This is a genomic window from Erwinia sp. S38 (assembly GCF_016624545.1).
Lineage (GTDB): Bacteria > Pseudomonadota > Gammaproteobacteria > Enterobacterales > Enterobacteriaceae > Erwinia > Erwinia coffeiphila.
On the sequence record NZ_JACVTS010000001.1, the window covers coordinates 328,402 to 346,059 of the forward strand.

At 56.2% G+C, this 17,658-nt stretch carries 15 protein-coding genes; 10 read left to right on the forward strand and 5 right to left on the reverse strand.

Features of this window, described 5'->3' with window-relative positions; genetic code table 11:
- The first annotated feature begins 39 nt into the window (after positions 1 to 39).
- Complete coding sequence (locus IBT46_RS01430; protein WP_200543369.1) at positions 40 to 1,671, forward strand: isovaleryl-CoA dehydrogenase; 1,632 nt, start codon at positions 40 to 42, stop codon at positions 1,669 to 1,671.
- On the opposite strand, the gene bsmA is transcribed toward IBT46_RS01430, so the two are convergent.
- The gene (gene bsmA, locus IBT46_RS01435) at positions 1,645 to 1,971 is read right to left on the reverse strand and encodes a biofilm peroxide resistance protein BsmA (RefSeq protein ID WP_200543371.1); all 327 of its coding nucleotides are present in this window, start codon (positions 1,969 to 1,971) and stop codon (positions 1,645 to 1,647) included. The two genes, IBT46_RS01430 and bsmA, sit on opposite strands and share 27 nt — an antisense overlap.
- A 354-nt stretch (positions 1,972 to 2,325) precedes the next feature.
- Between bsmA and rpsF the strand changes: the two genes are divergently transcribed.
- The 4 genes from rpsF to rplI are packed head-to-tail and all read left to right on the forward strand — an operon-like array spanning position 2,326 to position 3,767.
- On the forward strand, positions 2,326 to 2,721 hold the full coding sequence (gene rpsF / locus IBT46_RS01440; protein WP_004160104.1) for a 30S ribosomal protein S6: 396 nt from the start codon (positions 2,326 to 2,328) through the stop codon (positions 2,719 to 2,721).
- 5 nt (positions 2,722 to 2,726) lie between these two features.
- On the forward strand, positions 2,727 to 3,044 hold the full coding sequence (gene priB / locus IBT46_RS01445) for a primosomal replication protein N (RefSeq protein ID WP_123331634.1): 318 nt from the start codon (positions 2,727 to 2,729) through the stop codon (positions 3,042 to 3,044).
- A gap of 4 nt (positions 3,045 to 3,048) precedes the next feature.
- Positions 3,049 to 3,276: a 30S ribosomal protein S18 gene (rpsR, locus tag IBT46_RS01450; RefSeq protein WP_000135199.1), complete on the forward strand. Its 228-nt coding sequence runs from the start codon at positions 3,049 to 3,051 to the stop codon at positions 3,274 to 3,276.
- A 38-nt stretch (positions 3,277 to 3,314) separates the two neighbouring features.
- Positions 3,315 to 3,767: a 50S ribosomal protein L9 gene (rplI, locus tag IBT46_RS01455; protein ID WP_105592076.1), complete on the forward strand. Its 453-nt coding sequence runs from the start codon at positions 3,315 to 3,317 to the stop codon at positions 3,765 to 3,767.
- A 92-nt stretch (positions 3,768 to 3,859) separates the two neighbouring features.
- Here rplI and IBT46_RS01460 read toward each other — a convergent pair whose 3' ends face one another.
- Positions 3,860 to 4,402, reverse strand: a complete 543-nt coding sequence (locus IBT46_RS01460) for an OapA family protein (RefSeq protein WP_234479893.1) — start codon at positions 4,400 to 4,402, stop codon at positions 3,860 to 3,862.
- A gap of 377 nt (positions 4,403 to 4,779) precedes the next feature.
- Between IBT46_RS01460 and fklB the strand changes: the two genes are divergently transcribed.
- Positions 4,780 to 5,400, forward strand: a complete 621-nt coding sequence (fklB, locus tag IBT46_RS01465) for an FKBP-type peptidyl-prolyl cis-trans isomerase (protein WP_105592075.1) — start codon at positions 4,780 to 4,782, stop codon at positions 5,398 to 5,400.
- Positions 5,401 to 5,444: 44 nt separating this feature from the next.
- Here the strand turns inward: fklB and IBT46_RS01470 are convergent, their stop codons facing one another.
- On the reverse strand, positions 5,445 to 7,382 hold the full coding sequence (locus IBT46_RS01470; RefSeq protein ID WP_200543375.1) for a bifunctional 2',3'-cyclic-nucleotide 2'-phosphodiesterase/3'-nucleotidase: 1,938 nt from the start codon (positions 7,380 to 7,382) through the stop codon (positions 5,445 to 5,447).
- 326 nt (positions 7,383 to 7,708) lie between these two features.
- Between IBT46_RS01470 and cysQ the strand changes: the two genes are divergently transcribed.
- Positions 7,709 to 8,455 carry a 3'(2'),5'-bisphosphate nucleotidase CysQ gene (gene cysQ / locus IBT46_RS01475; protein WP_200543378.1) on the forward strand — a complete coding sequence of 249 codons (747 nt, stop codon included), beginning with the start codon at positions 7,709 to 7,711 and terminating at the stop codon, positions 8,453 to 8,455.
- A gap of 110 nt (positions 8,456 to 8,565) precedes the next feature.
- Here the strand turns inward: cysQ and IBT46_RS01480 are convergent, their stop codons facing one another.
- Positions 8,566 to 9,123: a YtfJ family protein gene (locus tag IBT46_RS01480; RefSeq protein ID WP_200543380.1), complete on the reverse strand. Its 558-nt coding sequence runs from the start codon at positions 9,121 to 9,123 to the stop codon at positions 8,566 to 8,568.
- A 318-nt stretch (positions 9,124 to 9,441) separates the two neighbouring features.
- On the opposite strand from IBT46_RS01480, the gene IBT46_RS01485 reads away from it, so the two are divergent.
- Entirely contained in the window at positions 9,442 to 9,648 is a 207-nt protein-coding gene (locus IBT46_RS01485) for a DUF1107 domain-containing protein (protein WP_105592072.1), read from the forward strand.
- 706 nt (positions 9,649 to 10,354) lie between these two features.
- Here IBT46_RS01485 and IBT46_RS01490 read toward each other — a convergent pair.
- Positions 10,355 to 11,689 (reverse strand): hemolysin family protein, encoded by a 1,335-nt coding sequence (locus tag IBT46_RS01490; protein WP_200543382.1) that lies wholly within the window; start codon positions 11,687 to 11,689, stop codon positions 10,355 to 10,357.
- 482 nt (positions 11,690 to 12,171) lie between these two features.
- On the opposite strand from IBT46_RS01490, the gene IBT46_RS01495 reads away from it, so the two are divergent.
- Together IBT46_RS01495 and IBT46_RS01500 are read left to right on the forward strand one after the other, a co-directional pair.
- Positions 12,172 to 13,887, forward strand: a complete 1,716-nt coding sequence (locus IBT46_RS01495) for an autotransporter assembly complex family protein (RefSeq protein WP_200543384.1) — start codon at positions 12,172 to 12,174, stop codon at positions 13,885 to 13,887.
- Complete coding sequence (locus IBT46_RS01500; RefSeq protein WP_200543386.1) at positions 13,884 to 17,657, forward strand: translocation/assembly module TamB domain-containing protein; 3,774 nt, start codon at positions 13,884 to 13,886, stop codon at positions 17,655 to 17,657. Before IBT46_RS01495 ends, IBT46_RS01500 begins: the two co-directional genes overlap by 4 nt.
- The last annotated feature ends 1 nt before the right edge of the window (position 17,658 follow it).

Consider the following 17,658-nt stretch of genomic DNA (forward strand, 5'->3'; position numbering starts at 1 on the left):
TTATCCTGTCATCTGGCCCGTTTTAAACAGGATGCCGTGATGGACTGGAAAACCCATACTGTTTTCAATCAACCCGCCCCCCTCAGCAATAGCAATCTGTTTCTTTCCGATATTCCGCTGCGCGACGCCGTGCTGCGCCACGGCGCTGGCTGGGATGCTGAACGTCTGGCCTCCGTCGGACAACAGCTGGGCAGCGCGGAATCGCTTGAGCTTGGAAGGCTGGCAAACCGTAATCCACCGGAGCTGCTGCGCTACGATGCCACGGGGGAAAGGCTGGATGATGTGCGTTTCCATCCTGCATGGCATCTGCTGATGCAGGGGCTGTGTGCGAACCGGGTACACAATCTGCCGTGGCAGCCCGATGCGCCAGAGAATGCCTTCGTGGCACGCGCCGCTCGTTTCATCCTGCATGCCCAGGTTGAGGCCGGAACGTTGTGCCCGGTTACCATGACCTTCGGTGCCATTCCGCTGCTACAGCGCCATTTGCCCGCCGACTTTCACGCCTGGCTGCCGGGGCTGCTCTCCGATCGTTACGACTCCCATCTTCAGCCTGGTGAACAAAAGCGCGGCCTGTTGATTGGCATGGGCATGACTGAAAAGCAGGGCGGAACCGACGTGTTGAGTAATACCACGCGTGCTGAACCCGTCAGCCATCGTGGCCCCGGTGAATGCTACCGGCTGGTCGGGCATAAATGGTTTTTCTCGGTGCCGCAAAGCGATGCGCATCTGGTGCTGGCGCGGACCTCCGGTGGCCTGTCCTGCTTTTTCCTGCCGCGATTGCTGCCGGACGGTACGCGTAACAGCGTGCAGATCGAGCGCCTGAAAGACAAGCTCGGTAACCGCTCCAACGCCAGTAGTGAAGTGGAGTTCAGGGATGCGCTTGGCTGGCTGATTGGCGACGAGGGTGAAGGGGTACGGCAAATCCTGAAAATGGGCGGTTACACGCGCTTTGACTGCGCGCTGGGTAGCCATGGTCAGATGCGTCGTGCATTTTCAGTGGCGCTGTACCATGCCCATCAGCGGCAGGTGCAGGGGAAAACGCTGGTAGACCAGCCGCTGATGCGCCAGGTGTTGGCCTCTCAGGCGCTGGTACTGGAAGGGCAAACGGCGCTGCTGATGCGTCTTGCTCGTGCCTGGTCTGATGCCAAAGATGAAGCCGAACGTGGCTACAGCCGCCTGCTCACCCCCGCTGCCAAATACGTTATCTGTAAACGCGGAATCCCGTTTGTGGCCGAATCGATGGAGGTACTTGGCGGTATCGGCTACTGCGAGGACAGCGAACTGCCCCGACTGTACCGCGAGATGCCGGTTAACAGCATTTGGGAGGGTTCAGGTAACGTGATGTGCCTGGACGTGCTGCGAGTCTTACTTAAGCAGCCAGCGATCGGTGAGCGACTGGATGCGCAGTTTGCCGAAGTGAAAGGCATTAACCGACATTTTGACCAGCAGTGGCGGCAGCTCAGATTATTACTTCGCCAGCCGGATGAAGCGCGAGCGCGAGGTCTGGTTGAACGGCTGTTCTCACTGGCGACGGCGGAGCAGGTACTACGCTATCTTGAGCCGCCGCTGGCGGACGCGTGGTGCCGCCAGCAGCTGGACTCACGTGGAGGCGCGGCAATCCCCGATGAGGTTTGCCAGCGGCTGCTACTGCGCGCCAGCGGCGTGAGTTGATGGCCCGTAGAAGATCGCCGAAGCGTACCACATGCCCGGAGCCACCGTTTCGCTCACCAGTTGGATCAGGTAGTAGCTGGCCCCGCTGGCGTTAGCTTTTGCCGCCAGCGCCCGCTCGGCATCGTCCGGGGAGCCGCGCACCGTGACGCTGGCCGTTCCCAGTCGGATCAGATTGGTGCTTTGGGCACGGACGATCTCCTGCGCGTGGTCCGCTGGCGGCGGCGGTGGCTGGGGTGTGGTTTTCAGCGCGCTGCAGGCGCTCAGCAGCAGGATGACGGATAACGCAATGATCGGACGCATCTTCAGCTCTCTTTGATGGCAGTGGCATGAGTTTACGTCATTCCACGCAAGAGGGAGACGATTTCACCTGAAATGCCTGCGGCAGATGAGCAGAATCCTGCCCCGGCGGCGGCTGTCGCAGTGCCTTTCAGCATGAATTTATCATCGACGCTGCGGCCGCATCTTTTTTCTCCGCTCGCTCGATCTTTACCTTGTGTTTCCCACCCCTCGCCAGTATGATTACGCGTCAATTTTTCAGCCGCATTCTCAAGTTGTAGCCTGCTAATCGTTGGTTACGGCTTATAACGTTCCTTGCTTCCATGGGCCGCGGCTGACCCCGACAGGAGGCTGAATAATCCGTAAGGAGCAAATTCGATGCGTCATTACGAAATCGTATTTATGGTTCACCCTGACCAGAGCGAACAGGTTCCTGGCATGATCGAGCGCTACTCTGCCACCATCACTGGTGCAGAAGGTACGATCCACCGCCTGGAAGACTGGGGCCGTCGTCAGCTGGCTTACCCGATCAACAAACTGCACAAAGCTCACTACGTTCTGCTGAACGTTGAAGCTCCGCAGGAAGCGATCGATGAGCTGGAAACTAACTTCCGCTTCAACGACGCCGTTATCCGCAGCATGGTTATGCGCGTTAAGCACGCGGTAACTGAAGCATCTCCGATGGTTAAAGCGAAAGACGAGCGCCGTGAGCGTCGTGAAGATTTTGCTAACGAAACCTCTGATGATGCAGATGCTGGGGATTCTGAAGAGTAATTTCTATGACGGCTAACCGTCTGACGCTGTCTGGCACCGTGTGCAAGACGCCGATGCGAAAAGTCAGCCCGTCAGGAATTCCACACTGCCAGTTCGTGCTTGAGCATCGTTCACAGCAGGTGGAAGCCGGTTTTACCCGGCAAGCCTGGTGCCGTATGCCGGTGATTATCAGCGGCAAAGCCCATCAGGCCATTACTCAAAGTATAACGGTCGGCACGCAGGTCACGGTTCAGGGATTTATTTGCAGCCATCAAGGGCGCAACGGCCTGAACAAACTCGTACTGCATGCCGAGCAGATTGAATTGATAGATTCTGGAGACTAGCCAAATGGCACGTTATTTCCGTCGTCGCAAGTTCTGCCGTTTCACCGCGGAAGGCGTTCAAGAGATCGATTATAAAGATATCGCAACGCTGAAAAACTACATCACTGAAAGCGGCAAGATCGTACCAAGCCGTATCACCGGTACTCGTGCAAAATACCAGCGTCAGCTGGCTCGTGCTATCAAGCGCGCGCGTTACCTGTCCCTGCTGCCGTACACCGATCGTCATCAGTAACGGCAACTGTCTATTAACGACTTTAAGAGGATAAGGTAATGCAAGTTATTCTGCTTGATAAAGTAGCAAACCTGGGCACCCTGGGCGACCAGGTAAACGTTAAAGCGGGCTACGCTCGTAACTTCCTGGTACCACAGGGCAAAGCTGTTCCTGCTACCAAGAAAAACGTTGAGTTCTTCGAAGCACGCCGTGCAGAGCTGGAAGCCAAACTGGCTGACGTTCTGTCTGCTGCTAACGCTCGCGCTGAGAAAATCAACGCACTGGGCACCGTTACCATCGCGTCTAAAGCAGGCGACGAAGGTAAACTGTTCGGTTCCATCGGTACCCGCGACATCGCTGACGCTGTAACTGCAGCTGGCGTTGAAGTGGCTAAGAGCGAAGTTCGTCTGCCGAACGGCGTTCTGCGCACCACCGGTGAGCACGAAGTGGACTTCCAGGTTCACAGCGAAGTATTCGCGAAACTGATCGTGAATGTAGTTGCTGAAGCTTAATCGCTTTTAGCAATTAAAAACGCCGGCCTCGTGCCGGCGTTTTTGTTTTTGCAGAAAGCTGATGACGCTGCGCCTCCCCAACTTTGCCCGTGCTACTGAGCGCGAATAAATGAACCGTCTGCCTGACGAGTAAACAGAATTTCCCTTCCCGCTGACTCCAGCGTTAATCCCGTAACAACGCCTGCTGCATTGAGCCGGATTTTCACCCTCTGGCCCGCATTCAATGTACTGAGCGGTTTATCACTGCCTTCCACCTGCGCCATCGCAAAGACATCGTTAACCGGCAGATTATTATCGCGGAACAGCTGTGCCAGCGTCTGGCCGGACGCAATCGTATAGTTGCGCCACTGCCCGCGTGAATCACCCTGCGTGCTGCTGCTTTGCGGGAAGTCGTCGGCGATATTCGCCTGTAACGGCACTTCAGTCCCTTCAGAACCGCTTTGCAGCGGCGTAACCGGTGCTCGCTGCGGGGAAGGGGCAGGCCACAGGAAAGCGAGTAAGATCACCACGACGGCAACGATAATACCGCGACGGTGTAGTGCGGGGAGCGGGTCCATCCAGTGCATCTTATCCGGCAGATGCCAGATATGGCTGAGCCACGCAGGGGAGCGTGAAACTTTCGATGCATTTGGCATAGCTTCCTCCTTTCGGCGCACGCTGCGCGCCATCAGTAAGACTCTGGCCATCCAGCTTTTCCATGCGAAAGAGAAACGTGGCTGGCTTTTCCTGCGCCGGCGGGCAATTTGGCCCATTTATACCTCTGAGTACACTGTAGCTGAACCGGTTACCCCTGGGGTGAAAAAATTCCGCAATCTGGACAAACGTGGTCTGTTTTTATTCTGGGAACGGGAAAGACACGCTGTGCGGTAACCATTTGAGCATTCTGAATAATTGAAGACATTATTGTTTCTCTTTCGCGATCAAAAGTCACCAGTAGAAGATGGGATTTTACGCACGTTCTCTGCGCTGTTATGCTTCGGCTTCTGTTTTATCAATGATGAAAGGAAAATCCATGACAACCCCTTCTTTTGACAGTGTAGAAGCGCAAGCAAGTTACGGTATCGGTTTACAGGTTGGCCAGCAGCTGCAGGAATCTGGTCTGCAGGGTCTGCAACCAGAGGCGCTACTGGCGGGCCTGCGTGATGCGCTGGAAGGGAATGCCCCGGCTGTTCCTGTTGATGTTGTTCACCGCGCGCTGCGTGAAGTTCATGAGCGTGCTGAAGTTGTGCGCCAGGAGCGTCAGAAAGCGCTGGCAGTGGAAGGTCAGAAATTCCTGGAAGAGAACGCGAAGCGTGACGGCGTCAGCAGCACCGAAACCGGCCTGCAGTTTAGCGTGCTGACTCAGGGTGAAGGTGCCATCCCATCCCGTCAGGATCGCGTACGCGTTCACTACACCGGTAAACTGATTGACGGCAGCGTGTTTGACAGCTCTGTACAGCGCGGTGAACCGGCTGAGTTCCCGGTCAGCGGCGTGATCCCAGGCTGGATCGAAGCGCTTACCCTGATGCCGGTTGGCTCTAAGTGGGAGCTGGTTATCCCTCACAACCTGGCCTACGGCGAGCGCGGTGCAGGCGCATCAATCCCGCCATACAGCACGCTGGTATTTGAAGTCGAACTGCTGGAAATTCTGTAATCCCTCAGGCGCGCCCTGTGGGGCGCGCCTGCTGCTGTTCCCCGTTATTGCAGCTTCAGCTGATAAATCGCAAAGCCCGTTTCATCCGTTGCCACCTGCTTGAGCGGATACTGGGCGTGAGTGCGAATAAATTCAGCGGCTTTCTCCCCCGTCGCGGTCTCAAAACGAATATCCAGCGGCGTATTGCTGACTATCGGTGCCAGTCGCCAGTTATTGTCTGCCTGCGGCTTCACCTCGCCATCGGCTTTGGTTTGTGCGCTGATGTAGGCGGCAAGCACTGAACGGTTCTCATCCGGTGAGGCAAACGCTATCTGCTTTTCACCCGTGCCTGCAAATTTCCCACCGTAAGCGCGATAGTTATTCGTAGCAACGAGGAAAGTTGCTTCTGGATCGATGGGCTTTCCGTTGAAGGTTAAATCACGAATACGTGAGCTTTCCGGATTGATCAGCTGGCATTCGCTGTCATAGCGTGCAGGTTGGGTGATATCGATCTGGTAGTTCACACCGTCAATCACATCGAAATTATAGGTACGGAAGTCCCAGTTAATCAGCGACTGCGGGCTGCTGTTATGAATATCAATCTGATTGAACTGCCCGGCAGAACACTCCAGCCACTCTTTTACCTGAGCACCGCTGACCTTCATCACCACCAGCGTGTTGGGATAAAGATAGAGATCGGCGGCGTTACGGAACGTCAGCTGGCCTTTATCCACTTCAACATAGCTGGCCGGATCGTTTTTACGGCCTCCGGCCTTAAAGGGCGCGGCGGCGGAAAGCACCGGCAACCGTGCCAGGTCGGGATCGCCCTGGATAAAGCGCTCGGTATAGTCGCGCTGAGCATTATTAACGATCTGTACGGTCGGATCGTCCTGCACCAGCGACAGGTAGCTGGCCATCACGTCGGCGGATTTGCCAATTGGCTGGCTGACAAACTCACGCGTGCCGTTATGATCGTCGGCCAGCACTTTCACCAGCGCCGGATCTTCCGCCGCCAGCGACTTTTTCGCTGCCTTGTCATAAACTGGCCGCGCTTCTGCTTTGGCACCGATCACCTTCCAGCTGCCACTCTCGTTATTCAGCACCAGATCGACCACGCCGAGGTGATCGCCCCACATCCCGGGCATTACTGCCGGAATGCCGTTGAGCGTCCCCTGCTTGATGTCAGCGCCTTTAATGGCGGCGAAGTCGGCGCTGGGGAATACGGCGTGAGCGTGGCCAAACATAATGGCATCAATGCCCGGCACCTGGCTGAGGTAGTAAACGGAGTTTTCCGCCAGTGCGTGATACGGCTCGCTGGAAAGGCCGGAGTGCGGGATCGCCACAACGATATCGGCACCCTGAGCGCGCATCTCCGGCACCCATTTTTTCGCGGTGGCGGTGATGTCATCCACCGTAACCTTACCGCTGAGGTTCTTTTTGTCCCAGACCATAATCTGCGGCGGCACAAAGCCGATATAGCCGACCTTCAGAGTATGCTCTTTACCTGCGCGATCGCGCACTTTCACCGATTCAATCAGGAAAGGCGTAAATAGCGGCTTCCCGCTGGCAACGTCAATAATATTGGCGTTAATGTAGGGGAAACGTGCACCGGCGATCGCCTTTTGCAGATAGTCGAGGCCGTAATTAAACTCATGGTTACCCAGATTGCCGACGCTGTAGTTCAGGGTGTTCATCGCTTTATAAACCGGATGAGTCTCTCCCTTATTCAGCCCCTTCGCCGCCATATAATCCCCCAGCGGGCTGCCCTGGATCACGTCACCGTTATCGACCAGTACGCTATTCGTGACCTGCTGGCGCGCTGCGGCGATCAGCGAGGCGGTGCGCACAAGGCCGTATTTATCGGTGGGCTGATCTTTGTAGTAATCGAAGTCCATCATATTACTGTGCAGATCGGTGGTTTCCAGGATGCGAAAATCGACCGTGGCGGCCTGTAGTGTGCCGCTGACCAGCAGTGTGAGCAGCGTAATGCCAGGTTTAAACATGTTGTCTCCCTTTCTGATGCCTGACTGAATTTCGATAACCTTCGCAGAAAAATATGAAAATTTGTCGTTATGCTGCAAAAAAATGTGATCGAGAGCCGATAATTCGCCGTGATTTTCCGCAAAAACCCGAACTGTGAGGATCGAATGGCACGATGGCAGAAAATAATCAAAACGGTGTCATCGTGGGGGTGTTCTACGCTATGCTTTTGAAATAAATGGCTAACCTGCTGTTAACCCTGTCTGAAGTGAACTGCTATTCTCAGTAGAGTGCTTTAGCGTTTGCGCGTTGATAGCAGGCCTGTATGAATCCGATCGGGAGGTGGAAAGTGTTAGAACAAATTTGCCAGCTGGCACGTGAAGCAGGTGATGCAATTATGCAGGTGTATGATGCACCCACGCCAGTAGACGTAACACGCAAATCTGATGATTCCCCGGTAACGGCGGCGGACATTGCGGCGCATAAAATTATTGTTGCCGGGTTGCAGGCGCTTTCCCCGCAGATCCCGGTGCTGTCAGAAGAAGATCCGGCCGACTGGCCGACCCGTCAGAGCTGGCAGAGCTACTGGCTGGTGGACCCGCTGGACGGAACGAAAGAGTTTATCAAGCGCAACGGTGAGTTTACCGTCAATATTGCGCTGATTGAGGGGGGAAAACCGGTCCTGGGCGTGGTGTATGCACCGGTGCTGGACGTGATGTACTCCGCAGCGAACGGTAAGGCGTGGAAAGAAGAGGGCGGACAGAAAGCTCAGATTCAGGTTCGTGAAGCCCATCCTCCGCTGGTGGTGATCAGCCGTTCACACGCGGCATCCGATCTGGAGCTGAAAGAATACCTCGATCAGATGGGCGAGCATCAGACTACGGCGATCGGTTCATCATTGAAGTTTTGCCTGGTTGCGGAAGGTAAAGCGCAGCTTTATCCGCGCTTCGGGCCGACCAACATCTGGGATACCGGTGCAGGGCATGCTGTAGCCCTGGCGGCGGGCGCGCACGTCAACGACTGGCAGGGGAGAACGCTGGACTACACGCCGCGTGAATCCTTCCTCAATCCGGGGTTCCGCGTCTCAATCTTCTAATCGTTCCTGGTGCTACCGGATATTGACAGCAGCTACAGCGCAGCGATAAATGTCTGACGGTTTTAGCCCGGCCTGAGGAGGCATTGCCCTTTCAGGCCGGGATGTATTCTTTATTTTAAAAGCGCCTGCAGCAGCGCCATGACCTGTTTAACCTCATCCTGCGTCAGTGCACCGTCCTTCACGAAGCGGACCTTACCCTCTTTATCCAACACGGCAATCGCCGATCCACCGCTCTGCAGCTGCCATGCCTTCAGCACGCTGCCATTGCTGTCGATAATAAACTGCGACCATGGGAACTGCTTCTTATTGCTCTCGATGCTGCTGCGCACAAACATGCCGGTGCCAGGAATCGCATCATCGGTATTCACAATGGTGGTGGTCTGATAACGATCGTGCGGTAATTTCGCAGCTTTGATCGCTTCAACCAGCGCAGCATTTTGCTCTTTAGCGGACGAACGACCGGCAATATGTTGAAGCACCCGCACTTTTCCCACTAGCTGCGCGCTATTCCAGTTTTTATAGCTAAACTTATCTTGTTGATACACCAGCTCCCCTTTGTCGTCGATACCGACAGGAGGAACGCGCTGGTTCTCAGCCAGATTATGCGCCCCAGCCATAAACGGCAGCAGCAGGCAGGTCAGCGCAAGGAAATGTCGAACTTTTCTCATAATCGCTCCAGCGTAATGTGATCGGACCAGTTGTTCACTCAGATGTAATAATAAGTGTGGATGATGCTGCTGTCGCATAGAAATAACATCTTTGCAACACACTGCACAAAACCCCGTAGATCGAAGGTTTATACTGTATCTCGTCGACAGGGAGAGATAGTGCTCTGTAATGATGTGTAAACGTAGTAAAAAAATTGGGAATTAAGGACATAGAAAGCAATCAGTGTTCTATAGTCTAATCACTTTGCGCTTCACGGATTCGTCTCTGATTTGGTTACGGACGGAGCGTACGTTAAATATTCAGGAGTACAATCAACAATGAAAATATTCCAACGCTATAACCCACTTCAGGTTGCTAAGTACGTTAAGACCCTGTTTCGTGGCCGGTTGTATATTAAGGATGTTGGCGCGTTTGAGTTCGATAAAGGTAAGATTTTGCTGCCGCGCGTGAAGGATAAGCAGCATTTTAGTGTGATGTCAGAAGTGAACCGCCAGGTTTTGCGCCTCCAGTCAGAGTTTAACTGATGTAAGAGAAGGCGCCCTGTGGTGTGATGTTTGTCTGTCGAGAGTTTGAAGCCGCTATCTTGTTGAGAAAGCGGCTTTTTTGTTGCCTGGTGGCTGGTGGTTTCGGGGATCGGGGTTCAGCCTCTGCGGCTACCGGGCGGTCCTCGCGCCACGCTTTGCGTGGTGCCTTCGTTTCCGGCTGTGGGCCTTGCGGATCGGCGTGGAGCGGGCGTCCTGCCCGCGCCACGCCTGAGCCACGCGTCCATGCGTGTCTCTCCGGTCCCGCAGCCTGCACCTCAGCGCTGCGGATTGCCCGGTAGCCGCAGAGGCTGACCCCCTTGCAGCATCATCGTTGCTTTCTTGACGCGCCTGGCAGGTCTCTTTGTTGAGAAATTTGAGAGAGCAGTTTTTTCTAACAGTAGCCTCTAACAGGCATCACTAACCCTTAAAAGCGGACTGGTTGGGGGCGGCTACGGACAATCCGCAGCGCTGAACGCAGAGAGGAGGCCAGGATTCGCCAGCAGGACGCTGGCGAAAGGCTCGGTCGGGCCATGGATGGACCGTCTGAGCCGATCCGACAGGCTGACGAACGAAGTGAAGGTAACCGCGAAGCGGCGCGAGGACCGCCCGTAGCCGCCCCCAACCAGTCGGCGCGGGCACCGTTCAGTCAGAAGACCCGGCTGACACCCACCAGTCAGCACTGGCAGCGCCCAGCTAAACCACAAGATTACTCTTCGGCACCCGCTTCCGGTGCACGCGGCAATACCGGTGCCGCCGGGCGGGCATCAACACGGGTCACCAGCAGCTGATCGATACGGTAGCTATCGATATCCACCACCTCAAACTTATAGCCGTGGAACTTCACAAAATCGGTACGCTTCGGGATCTTACGCAGCATAAACATCATAAAGCCGCCAATCGTCTCGTAGTTACCGGACTGCGGGAACTCATCGATATCCAACACGCGCATCACGTCATCAATCGGCGTACCGCCTTCAACCAGCCACGAATTCTCATCGCGGGCCACAATCTGCTCTTCCATACCCTGGCCGACCAGATCGCCCATCAGCGTGGTCATCACGTCATTCAGCGTAATGATCCCCACCACCAGCGCATATTCGTTCATGATCACCGCAAAGTCTTCACCCGCGGCTTTAAAGCTCTCCAGCGCCTCAGACAGCGTCAGCGTATCCGGCACAATCAGCGCCGAACGGATCTGCACGCCGCTGTTCAGCGTCATACTCTGATTGCCCAGCACGCGCAGCAGCAGCTCTTTGGAGTCGACATAGCCAACGATATGGTCGATATCCTCATTACACACCAGGAATTTGGAGTGTGGATGCTGTGCGATTTTCCCCTTGAGGCTGGCCTCATCCTCATGCAGATCGAACCAGACTACGTTTTCACGCGAGGTCATCGACGACGGCACGGTGCGGGATTCCAGCTCAAACACGTTCTCAATCAGCTCGTGCTCCTGCTTGCGCAGCACACCGGCCAGCGCACCGGCTTCCACCACCGCGTAAATATCATCCGAAGTGATATCGTCTTTACGCACCAGCGGGATCTTAAACAGGCGGAAGATAATGTTGGCACCGCCGTTAAAGAACCACACCAGCGGGCGGAACAGGAACAGGCAGAAACGCATCGGATTGATGATTCTCAGCGCCACGCTTTCCGGCGCAATCATCCCCAGACGTTTCGGGAACAGGTCAGCAAACAGAATAAACAGGCTGGTGACCAGCGTGAAGGAGCAAATAAAGCTGAGGCGCTCCGCCAGTTCAGGCTCTACCATCCGTTCAAACAACGAGCGGAAAGCCGGAGAGAAGGCCGCATCGCCAACAATACCACCGAGGATCGCCACGGCGTTCAGGCCAATCTGCACCACGGTAAAGAACATCCCCGGCGTTTCCTGCATTTTCAGCACGCGCTGGGCGTTGATGTTGCCTTCATCCGCCATGATTTTCAGTTTGATTTTACGGGCGGCTGCCAGAGAGATTTCTGAAAGGGAGAAGAATGAGCTGATGGCAATCAGCAGTAAAATGACAAGCAAGCTGTCTAACATACACTATCCATACAATGGCTCATCTCTTATGGCATTCAGTTTTGTCACTGCGCAAATAAGAGCGGCCGGGTTAATCACTTGTCATTTTTGGCCTGGGCAGCGCGCGGGGTTCTGCATCATTCTACGTATTGAGCGTACAGGGCTATCCGTGCCAAAAATGTCTGCGCCAGTTCGGCAAAACACGCCGGGGCAGAAGGGTTATCAGGTTGTGAAAAAGCCTGTGCAGCGATTATAGCCGCGCTGACGAGCGCTTACAATTCCGGCGGTGTGGCGAGCGCAACTTTGCGGGCAGCGTTTTAACAAATGCACGGCAAAAAGCCATTCGAACTGGAATCATTCCGTAAATACAGCGTTGAAACTTGTTTGATACACAGAGCACGTTAAACTCCATTAAGTCTATTGAATAATTACAGATTAAGCCCGGTGGATGGTGGGCTGGCAAAAAAACGGGAGTACGCGTGCCACGAATTCATGTCTATTGCATGTCTTGTTTGCTGATCGCCGCACCTGCCGCAGAGGCGGCTAACGTGCGTTTACAGGTGACAGGATTATCCGGGGAATTACAGAAGAACGTCAGGGCGCGTTTATCCACGATTACTAACGATGAAGTGACCTCCGACGGGCGCTTTCGCTCGCGCGTGAGCGTGGCGGTAAAAGAGGGTCTGAAGGCGCTGGGATATTATGAGCCGCAGATCGACTTCGAACTGCGCCCCGCTCCGGCGAAGGGCGGCCGACCGGTACTGCTGGCCAAGGTGACTCCTGGCGAGCCGGTTAAAATCGCCGGTGAAGCCATTATCTTACGCGGCGGTGCGCGCACCGATAGCGACGTGCAGCAGCTGGTACGTGATGGAAAGCCAAAGATTGGCAGCGTGCTGAATCACGGCCAGTACGACAAATTTAAAAGTTCTCTTTCCGGCCTGGCGCTGCGCAAAGGCTACTTTGATGGTGAATACCGCAAAAGCCAGCTTGGCGTATCGGTTGAGCGGCGCGAAGCCTTCTGGGACATCGACTACGACAGCGGCCAGCGCTATCGTTTCGGGCCGGTGACCTTTGAAGGCTCGCAGATTCGTGAAGAGTATCTGCAAAACCTGCTGCCCTTTAAGCAGGGTGATTACTATACCTCGCGCGATCTGGCCGAGCTGAATCGCCGCCTGTCCGCGACAGGCTGGTTTAACTCGGTGGTCGTGGCACCCGAGTTTGATAAAAGCCGCGAAAATAAAATCTTACCGCTGCACGGCGTTGTAACGCCGCGCACGGAAAATACCATCGAAACCGGCGTGGGCTACTCGACCGACGTGGGGCCGCGCGTTAAAGCAACCTGGAAAAAACCGTGGGTTAACTCCCGAGGCCACAGCTTCTCTACCAGTGCCAATGTTTCTGCACCCGAGCAGCAGCTGGATTTCAGCTACAAGGTGCCTTTACTGAAAAGCCCGCTGGAGCAGTATTACCTGCTGCAGGGCGGTCTGAAACGTACCGATCTTAACGATACTAAAGCCGATTCCACCACCCTGGCCGCCTCGCGCTACTGGGACAGTTCCAGCGGCTGGCAGCGGGCGATTAACCTGCGCTGGAGCCTCGATCACTTTACCCAGGGTAGCGTCACCAACACCACCATGCTGCTCTATCCGGGCGTCAGCGTTAACCGCACCCGCTCACGCGGTGGGTTAATGCCGACCTGGGGCGATTCACAGCGCTACTCGCTGGATGTTTCCGATACCACCTGGGGATCGGACGTCGACTTCGCGGTTATTCAGGCGCAAAACGTCTGGATTCGTACGCTGGAGGATAAACATCGCTTTGTGGTGCGCGGCAATCTCGGCTGGATTGAAACCAACGATTTTGAAAAAGTACCGCCCGATCTGCGCTTCTTCGCCGGGGGCGATCGCAGCATTCGCGGCTATAAGTACAAAGGTATTTCGCCGCGCGATGACGACGGCAAGCTGACCGGTGCCTCCAAACTGGCCACCGGCTCGCTGGAATACCAGTACAACGTAACGGGTAAATGGTGGGGCGCGGTGTTTGTCGACTCCGGTGAAGCCGTTAACGATATCAAACAGAGCAACTTTAAGACCGGTGCGGGCTTCGGCGTGCGCTGGCAGTCACCGGTGGGGCCAATCAAGGTTGATATAGCCCGCCCAATCGGTGACCAGGACGATCGCGATATTCAGTTTTACATTGGACTGGGGCCTGAACTATGAAGTGGTGGAAAAAAGGCCTGATTGGCATCCTTATTTTTATTGTGCTGCTGCTGGGCGGCATTGCGTTCCTGCTGGGCACCACCAGCGGATTGCACCTGGTGCTGAACTCCGCTGCCCGCTGGGTGCCGGGGCTGGAAATCCAGCAGGTCAACGGCGGCTGGCGCGATCTGACGCTGAAGGGCGTCAAATACGAGATGCCCGGCGTATCGGTTAACGCCGGAGAGTTTCATCTGGCGCTGCGTCTGGGCTGCCTGAAGCAGAGTGCGTTCTGCGTCAACGATCTGTCACTGAAGGACGTCTATGTAGCGGTGGACAGCAAACAGCTGGCCTCTGCTGAGAATCCACCGGTCGAGGACGAGTCCACAACCGGCGAAATCAGCACGCCGTACCCGCTGACGCTAAGCCGCCTGGCGCTGCATAACATCAATGTGAAGATTGACGACACGGCGGTTTCACTGGCGGACTTTACCAGCGGCATGCACTGGGAAGGGCGCGGTATGACGCTGACGCCAACCCATATTCAGGGGTTACTGATCGCGCTACCTAAGGCGGCTAAAGTCGCCAACGAAGAAGTGGTTCAGCCGAAGATTCAGGACCCGCAGCCGGAAGAAAAACCGCTGGGTGAAACGCTGAAAGCGATGTTCGAGCAGCCGCTGCTGCCGAATCTGCCGGAGTTTACGCTGCCGCTGGATGTCAATGTGCAGCAGATCCTGGGTGAACAGCTGCGCCTGACCGGCGATACCGATATCACCGTCAATCGCCTGCTGGTGAAAGCCAAAACTGAGAATAATCATCTGGCGCTGCAAACGCTGGATGTCGACGCAGTTCAGGGGCAGCTCAACGCGCAGGGCGAAGCCACCCTGAGCGGCAGCTGGCCGATGAACTTTACCCTGAACGGTGACATGAATATCGATCCGCTGAAGGGTGAAAAGATCAAAATGACCCTCGGTGGCGATCTGCGTGAAACGCTGACCCTGGCGCTGAATCTGTCCGGTCCGGTGCGGGCACAGCTGGATGCCGACACCCGGCTGGCCGAAGCGGGTCTGCCGCTAAATATGACGCTGCAAAGCCCGCAGCTGCGCTGGCCGCTGGAGGGGGAAACGCAGTATGAAGCGGATAACTTTAACTTCAGCTTCAAAGGAAAAGCGACCGACTACGTCATGTCGCTGAAGGCGGCGCTACAGGGGCAGGGCGTACCGCCCGCCACGGTCACACTGGACGGTAAAGGCAACGTAGAGCAGTTCGTCATTGAAAAGCTGCGGCTGGCCGCGTTGCAGGGTACCGCCGATCTGAAAGCGCTGGTGGACTGGAGCAAGGCGATCAGCTGGAACAGCGAGCTGACTCTGACCGGTATTAACACCGCGAAGCAGTACCCGGACTGGCCGGCGAAGCTGGACGGTAAAATCACCACCCGCGGCAGCCTGTACGGCGGCAGCTGGCAGATGCGCGTGCCGGAGCTGAAGCTGCGCGGCAACGTGCGTAATAACGTGGTCAGCGCCGACGGCACGCTGTACGGCAACAGCTACAACCAGTGGGATATTCCCGGCATCAAGCTGATTCTGGGGCGGAACAACGTCAATCTGAAAGGCTCGCTGGGCGAGAAGTTGAATCTGGATGCGGATATCGACGCCCAGCATCTGGATAATGCGTTGCCGGGCCTCGGCGGGGTGGCGAAAGGCACCATCCGCGCGCGCGGCGATCTGAAAACGCCGCAGCTGCTGGCCGATCTGACCGCCAGCGGACTGCGCTGGCAGGCGCTCAGCATTGGTCGGGTGCTGCTGAAAGGCGACGTCAGCTCCGGCGAGCAGATCCAGGGCAAGCTGAATCTGCGTGTCGATCAGGTGAAGCAGGATGCGCTGTCGATCTCGAAGCTTACGCTGGATGCCAGCGGCAGCGAGAAGCAGCACCAGCTGAAGCTGAACATGCAGGGCGAACCGGTGTCCGGCCAGCTGGCGCTGAACGGTAGCTTTGACCGCGCCACGCAGCGCTGGCAGGGCACGCTCAACAATACCCGCTTTGACACGCCGGTCGGTGAATGGCGCTTAACCCGTGCGATTGCCCTCGACTACCTCAATACTAAGCAGACCATCAGCATCGGGCCACACTGCTGGCAGAACCCGAACGCCGAGCTGTGCGTTCCGCAGACGGTGGAGGCCGGTCCGTCCGGCCGCGCGCGGGTGGTGTTAAACCGCTTTGATCTGGCGATGATCAAACCGTTTATGCCGGAAGAAACGCAGCTTAACGGTTCATTCAGCGGGGATGCCGACGTCAGCTGGACCGCCGACGGCGCGCTGCCGACCGGACGCATCTCGCTGAAAGGCAACGGCGTGAAAGTGGCGCAGGACGTGCAGGGCAATACGCTGCCGATCGCTTTCGATACGCTGAACCTGAACGCGGGGCTGAAAAATGGCCGTGCGCAGGTCGACTGGCTGATCCGCATTGCTAACAACGGCCAGCTGGACGGCAACGTGCAGATTGCCGATCCGCAGGGGCGGCGTACGCTTTCTGGCAACGTCAATATCACCAATCTGTCGCTGGCGATGCTTAATCCGGCGCTGATGCAGGGCGAAAAAGTCGCCGGCGTGCTGAACAGCAACCTGCGCCTCGGCGGCAACCTGCAAAAACCGCAGGTCTTCGGTCAGCTTGGCCTGCGGAATGTGGATGTGGAAGGCAGCTTTATGCCGGTGGATCTCACCACCGCCAACCTTTCCATGCTGTTTAACGGCATGAGTTCAACGCTGGAAGGGGTGATTCAGACCTCGCAGGGGCAGATTGCGCTTAACGGTAACGCCGACTGGAGCCAGCTCAACGCCTGGCGGGCACGCGTCGCGGCCAAAGGCGATCGGGTGCGGGTGACCGTGCCGCCGATGGTGCGGATGGATGTTTCACCGGATCTGGTATTTGAAGCCACGCCGGAGCTGTTCAATCTTGATGGGCGGGTGGATATCCCGTGGGCGCGTATTACGGTGCAGGAAGTGCCGGAAAGCGCGGTGGGCGTCTCGTCGGATGAAGTGCTGCTGGATAAAAACCTGCAGCCGATTGCGCCAAAATCCACCTCAATTCCGATCAACAGCAACCTGATTATCCACGTTGGTGATGATGTACGCCTCAGCGCCTTCGGTCTTAAGGCGAAGCTGAACGGCGATCTGAAGCTGGTGCAGGATAAACGCGGGCTGGGGCTGAACGGCCAGATTAACATTCCGTCCGGGCGCTTCCACGCCTACGGCCAGGATCTGATTGTGCGTAAGGGCGAGCTGCAGTTTGCCGGTCCGCCGGATCAGCCGTATCTCAACATCGAAGCGATTCGTAACCCGGAAGCGACCGAAGATGACGTGACCGCAGGCGTGCGCGTCACCGGACTGGCCGATGAACCGAAGGCGGAAGTGTTCTCCGACCCGGCGATGTCGCAGCAGGAAGCGCTGTCCTACCTGCTTCGCGGCCAGGGTTTGCAGACCACCGGCAGCGACAGTGACGCATTAACTTCCGCTCTGGTTGGATTGGGGGTTGCACAAAGTGGTCAAGTTGTGGGTAAAATCGGCGAGACCTTCGGTGTCAGCAACCTGGCGCTGGATACTGCAGGGGTTGGCGACAGCCAGCAGGTGCAGGTCAGCGGCTATGTGCTGCCGGGTCTACAGGTAAAATACGGTGTTGGCATATTTGATTCACTGGCGACGTTAACTCTGCGTTATCGCCTGATGCCCAAACTCTATTTGGAAGCAGTGTCTGGCATAGATCAGGCTCTGGATGTGCTTTATCAGTTTGAGTTCTAGC

Excerpts from the sequence above, each read along its gene's own strand:
- IBT46_RS01430 (WP_200543369.1), top strand. The coding sequence starts at position 40 with ATGGACTGGAAAACCCATACTGTTTTCAATCAACCCGCCCCCCTCAGC.
- bsmA (WP_200543371.1), bottom strand. The coding sequence starts at position 1,971 with ATGCGTCCGATCATTGCGTTATCCGTCATCCTGCTGCTGAGCGCCTGC.
- rpsF (WP_004160104.1), top strand. The coding sequence starts at position 2,326 with ATGCGTCATTACGAAATCGTATTTATGGTTCACCCTGACCAGAGCGAA.
- priB (WP_123331634.1), top strand. The coding sequence starts at position 2,727 with ATGACGGCTAACCGTCTGACGCTGTCTGGCACCGTGTGCAAGACGCCG.
- rpsR (WP_000135199.1), top strand. The coding sequence starts at position 3,049 with ATGGCACGTTATTTCCGTCGTCGCAAGTTCTGCCGTTTCACCGCGGAA.
- rplI (WP_105592076.1), top strand. The coding sequence starts at position 3,315 with ATGCAAGTTATTCTGCTTGATAAAGTAGCAAACCTGGGCACCCTGGGC.
- IBT46_RS01460 (WP_234479893.1), bottom strand. The coding sequence starts at position 4,402 with ATGCCAAATGCATCGAAAGTTTCACGCTCCCCTGCGTGGCTCAGCCAT.
- fklB (WP_105592075.1), top strand. The coding sequence starts at position 4,780 with ATGACAACCCCTTCTTTTGACAGTGTAGAAGCGCAAGCAAGTTACGGT.
- IBT46_RS01470 (WP_200543375.1), bottom strand. The coding sequence starts at position 7,382 with ATGTTTAAACCTGGCATTACGCTGCTCACACTGCTGGTCAGCGGCACA.
- IBT46_RS01480 (WP_200543380.1), bottom strand. The coding sequence starts at position 9,123 with ATGAGAAAAGTTCGACATTTCCTTGCGCTGACCTGCCTGCTGCTGCCG.
- IBT46_RS01485 (WP_105592072.1), top strand. The coding sequence starts at position 9,442 with ATGAAAATATTCCAACGCTATAACCCACTTCAGGTTGCTAAGTACGTT.
- IBT46_RS01490 (WP_200543382.1), bottom strand. The coding sequence starts at position 11,689 with ATGTTAGACAGCTTGCTTGTCATTTTACTGCTGATTGCCATCAGCTCA.
- IBT46_RS01495 (WP_200543384.1), top strand. The coding sequence starts at position 12,172 with ATGTCTTGTTTGCTGATCGCCGCACCTGCCGCAGAGGCGGCTAACGTG.
- IBT46_RS01500 (WP_200543386.1), top strand. The coding sequence starts at position 13,884 with ATGAAGTGGTGGAAAAAAGGCCTGATTGGCATCCTTATTTTTATTGTG.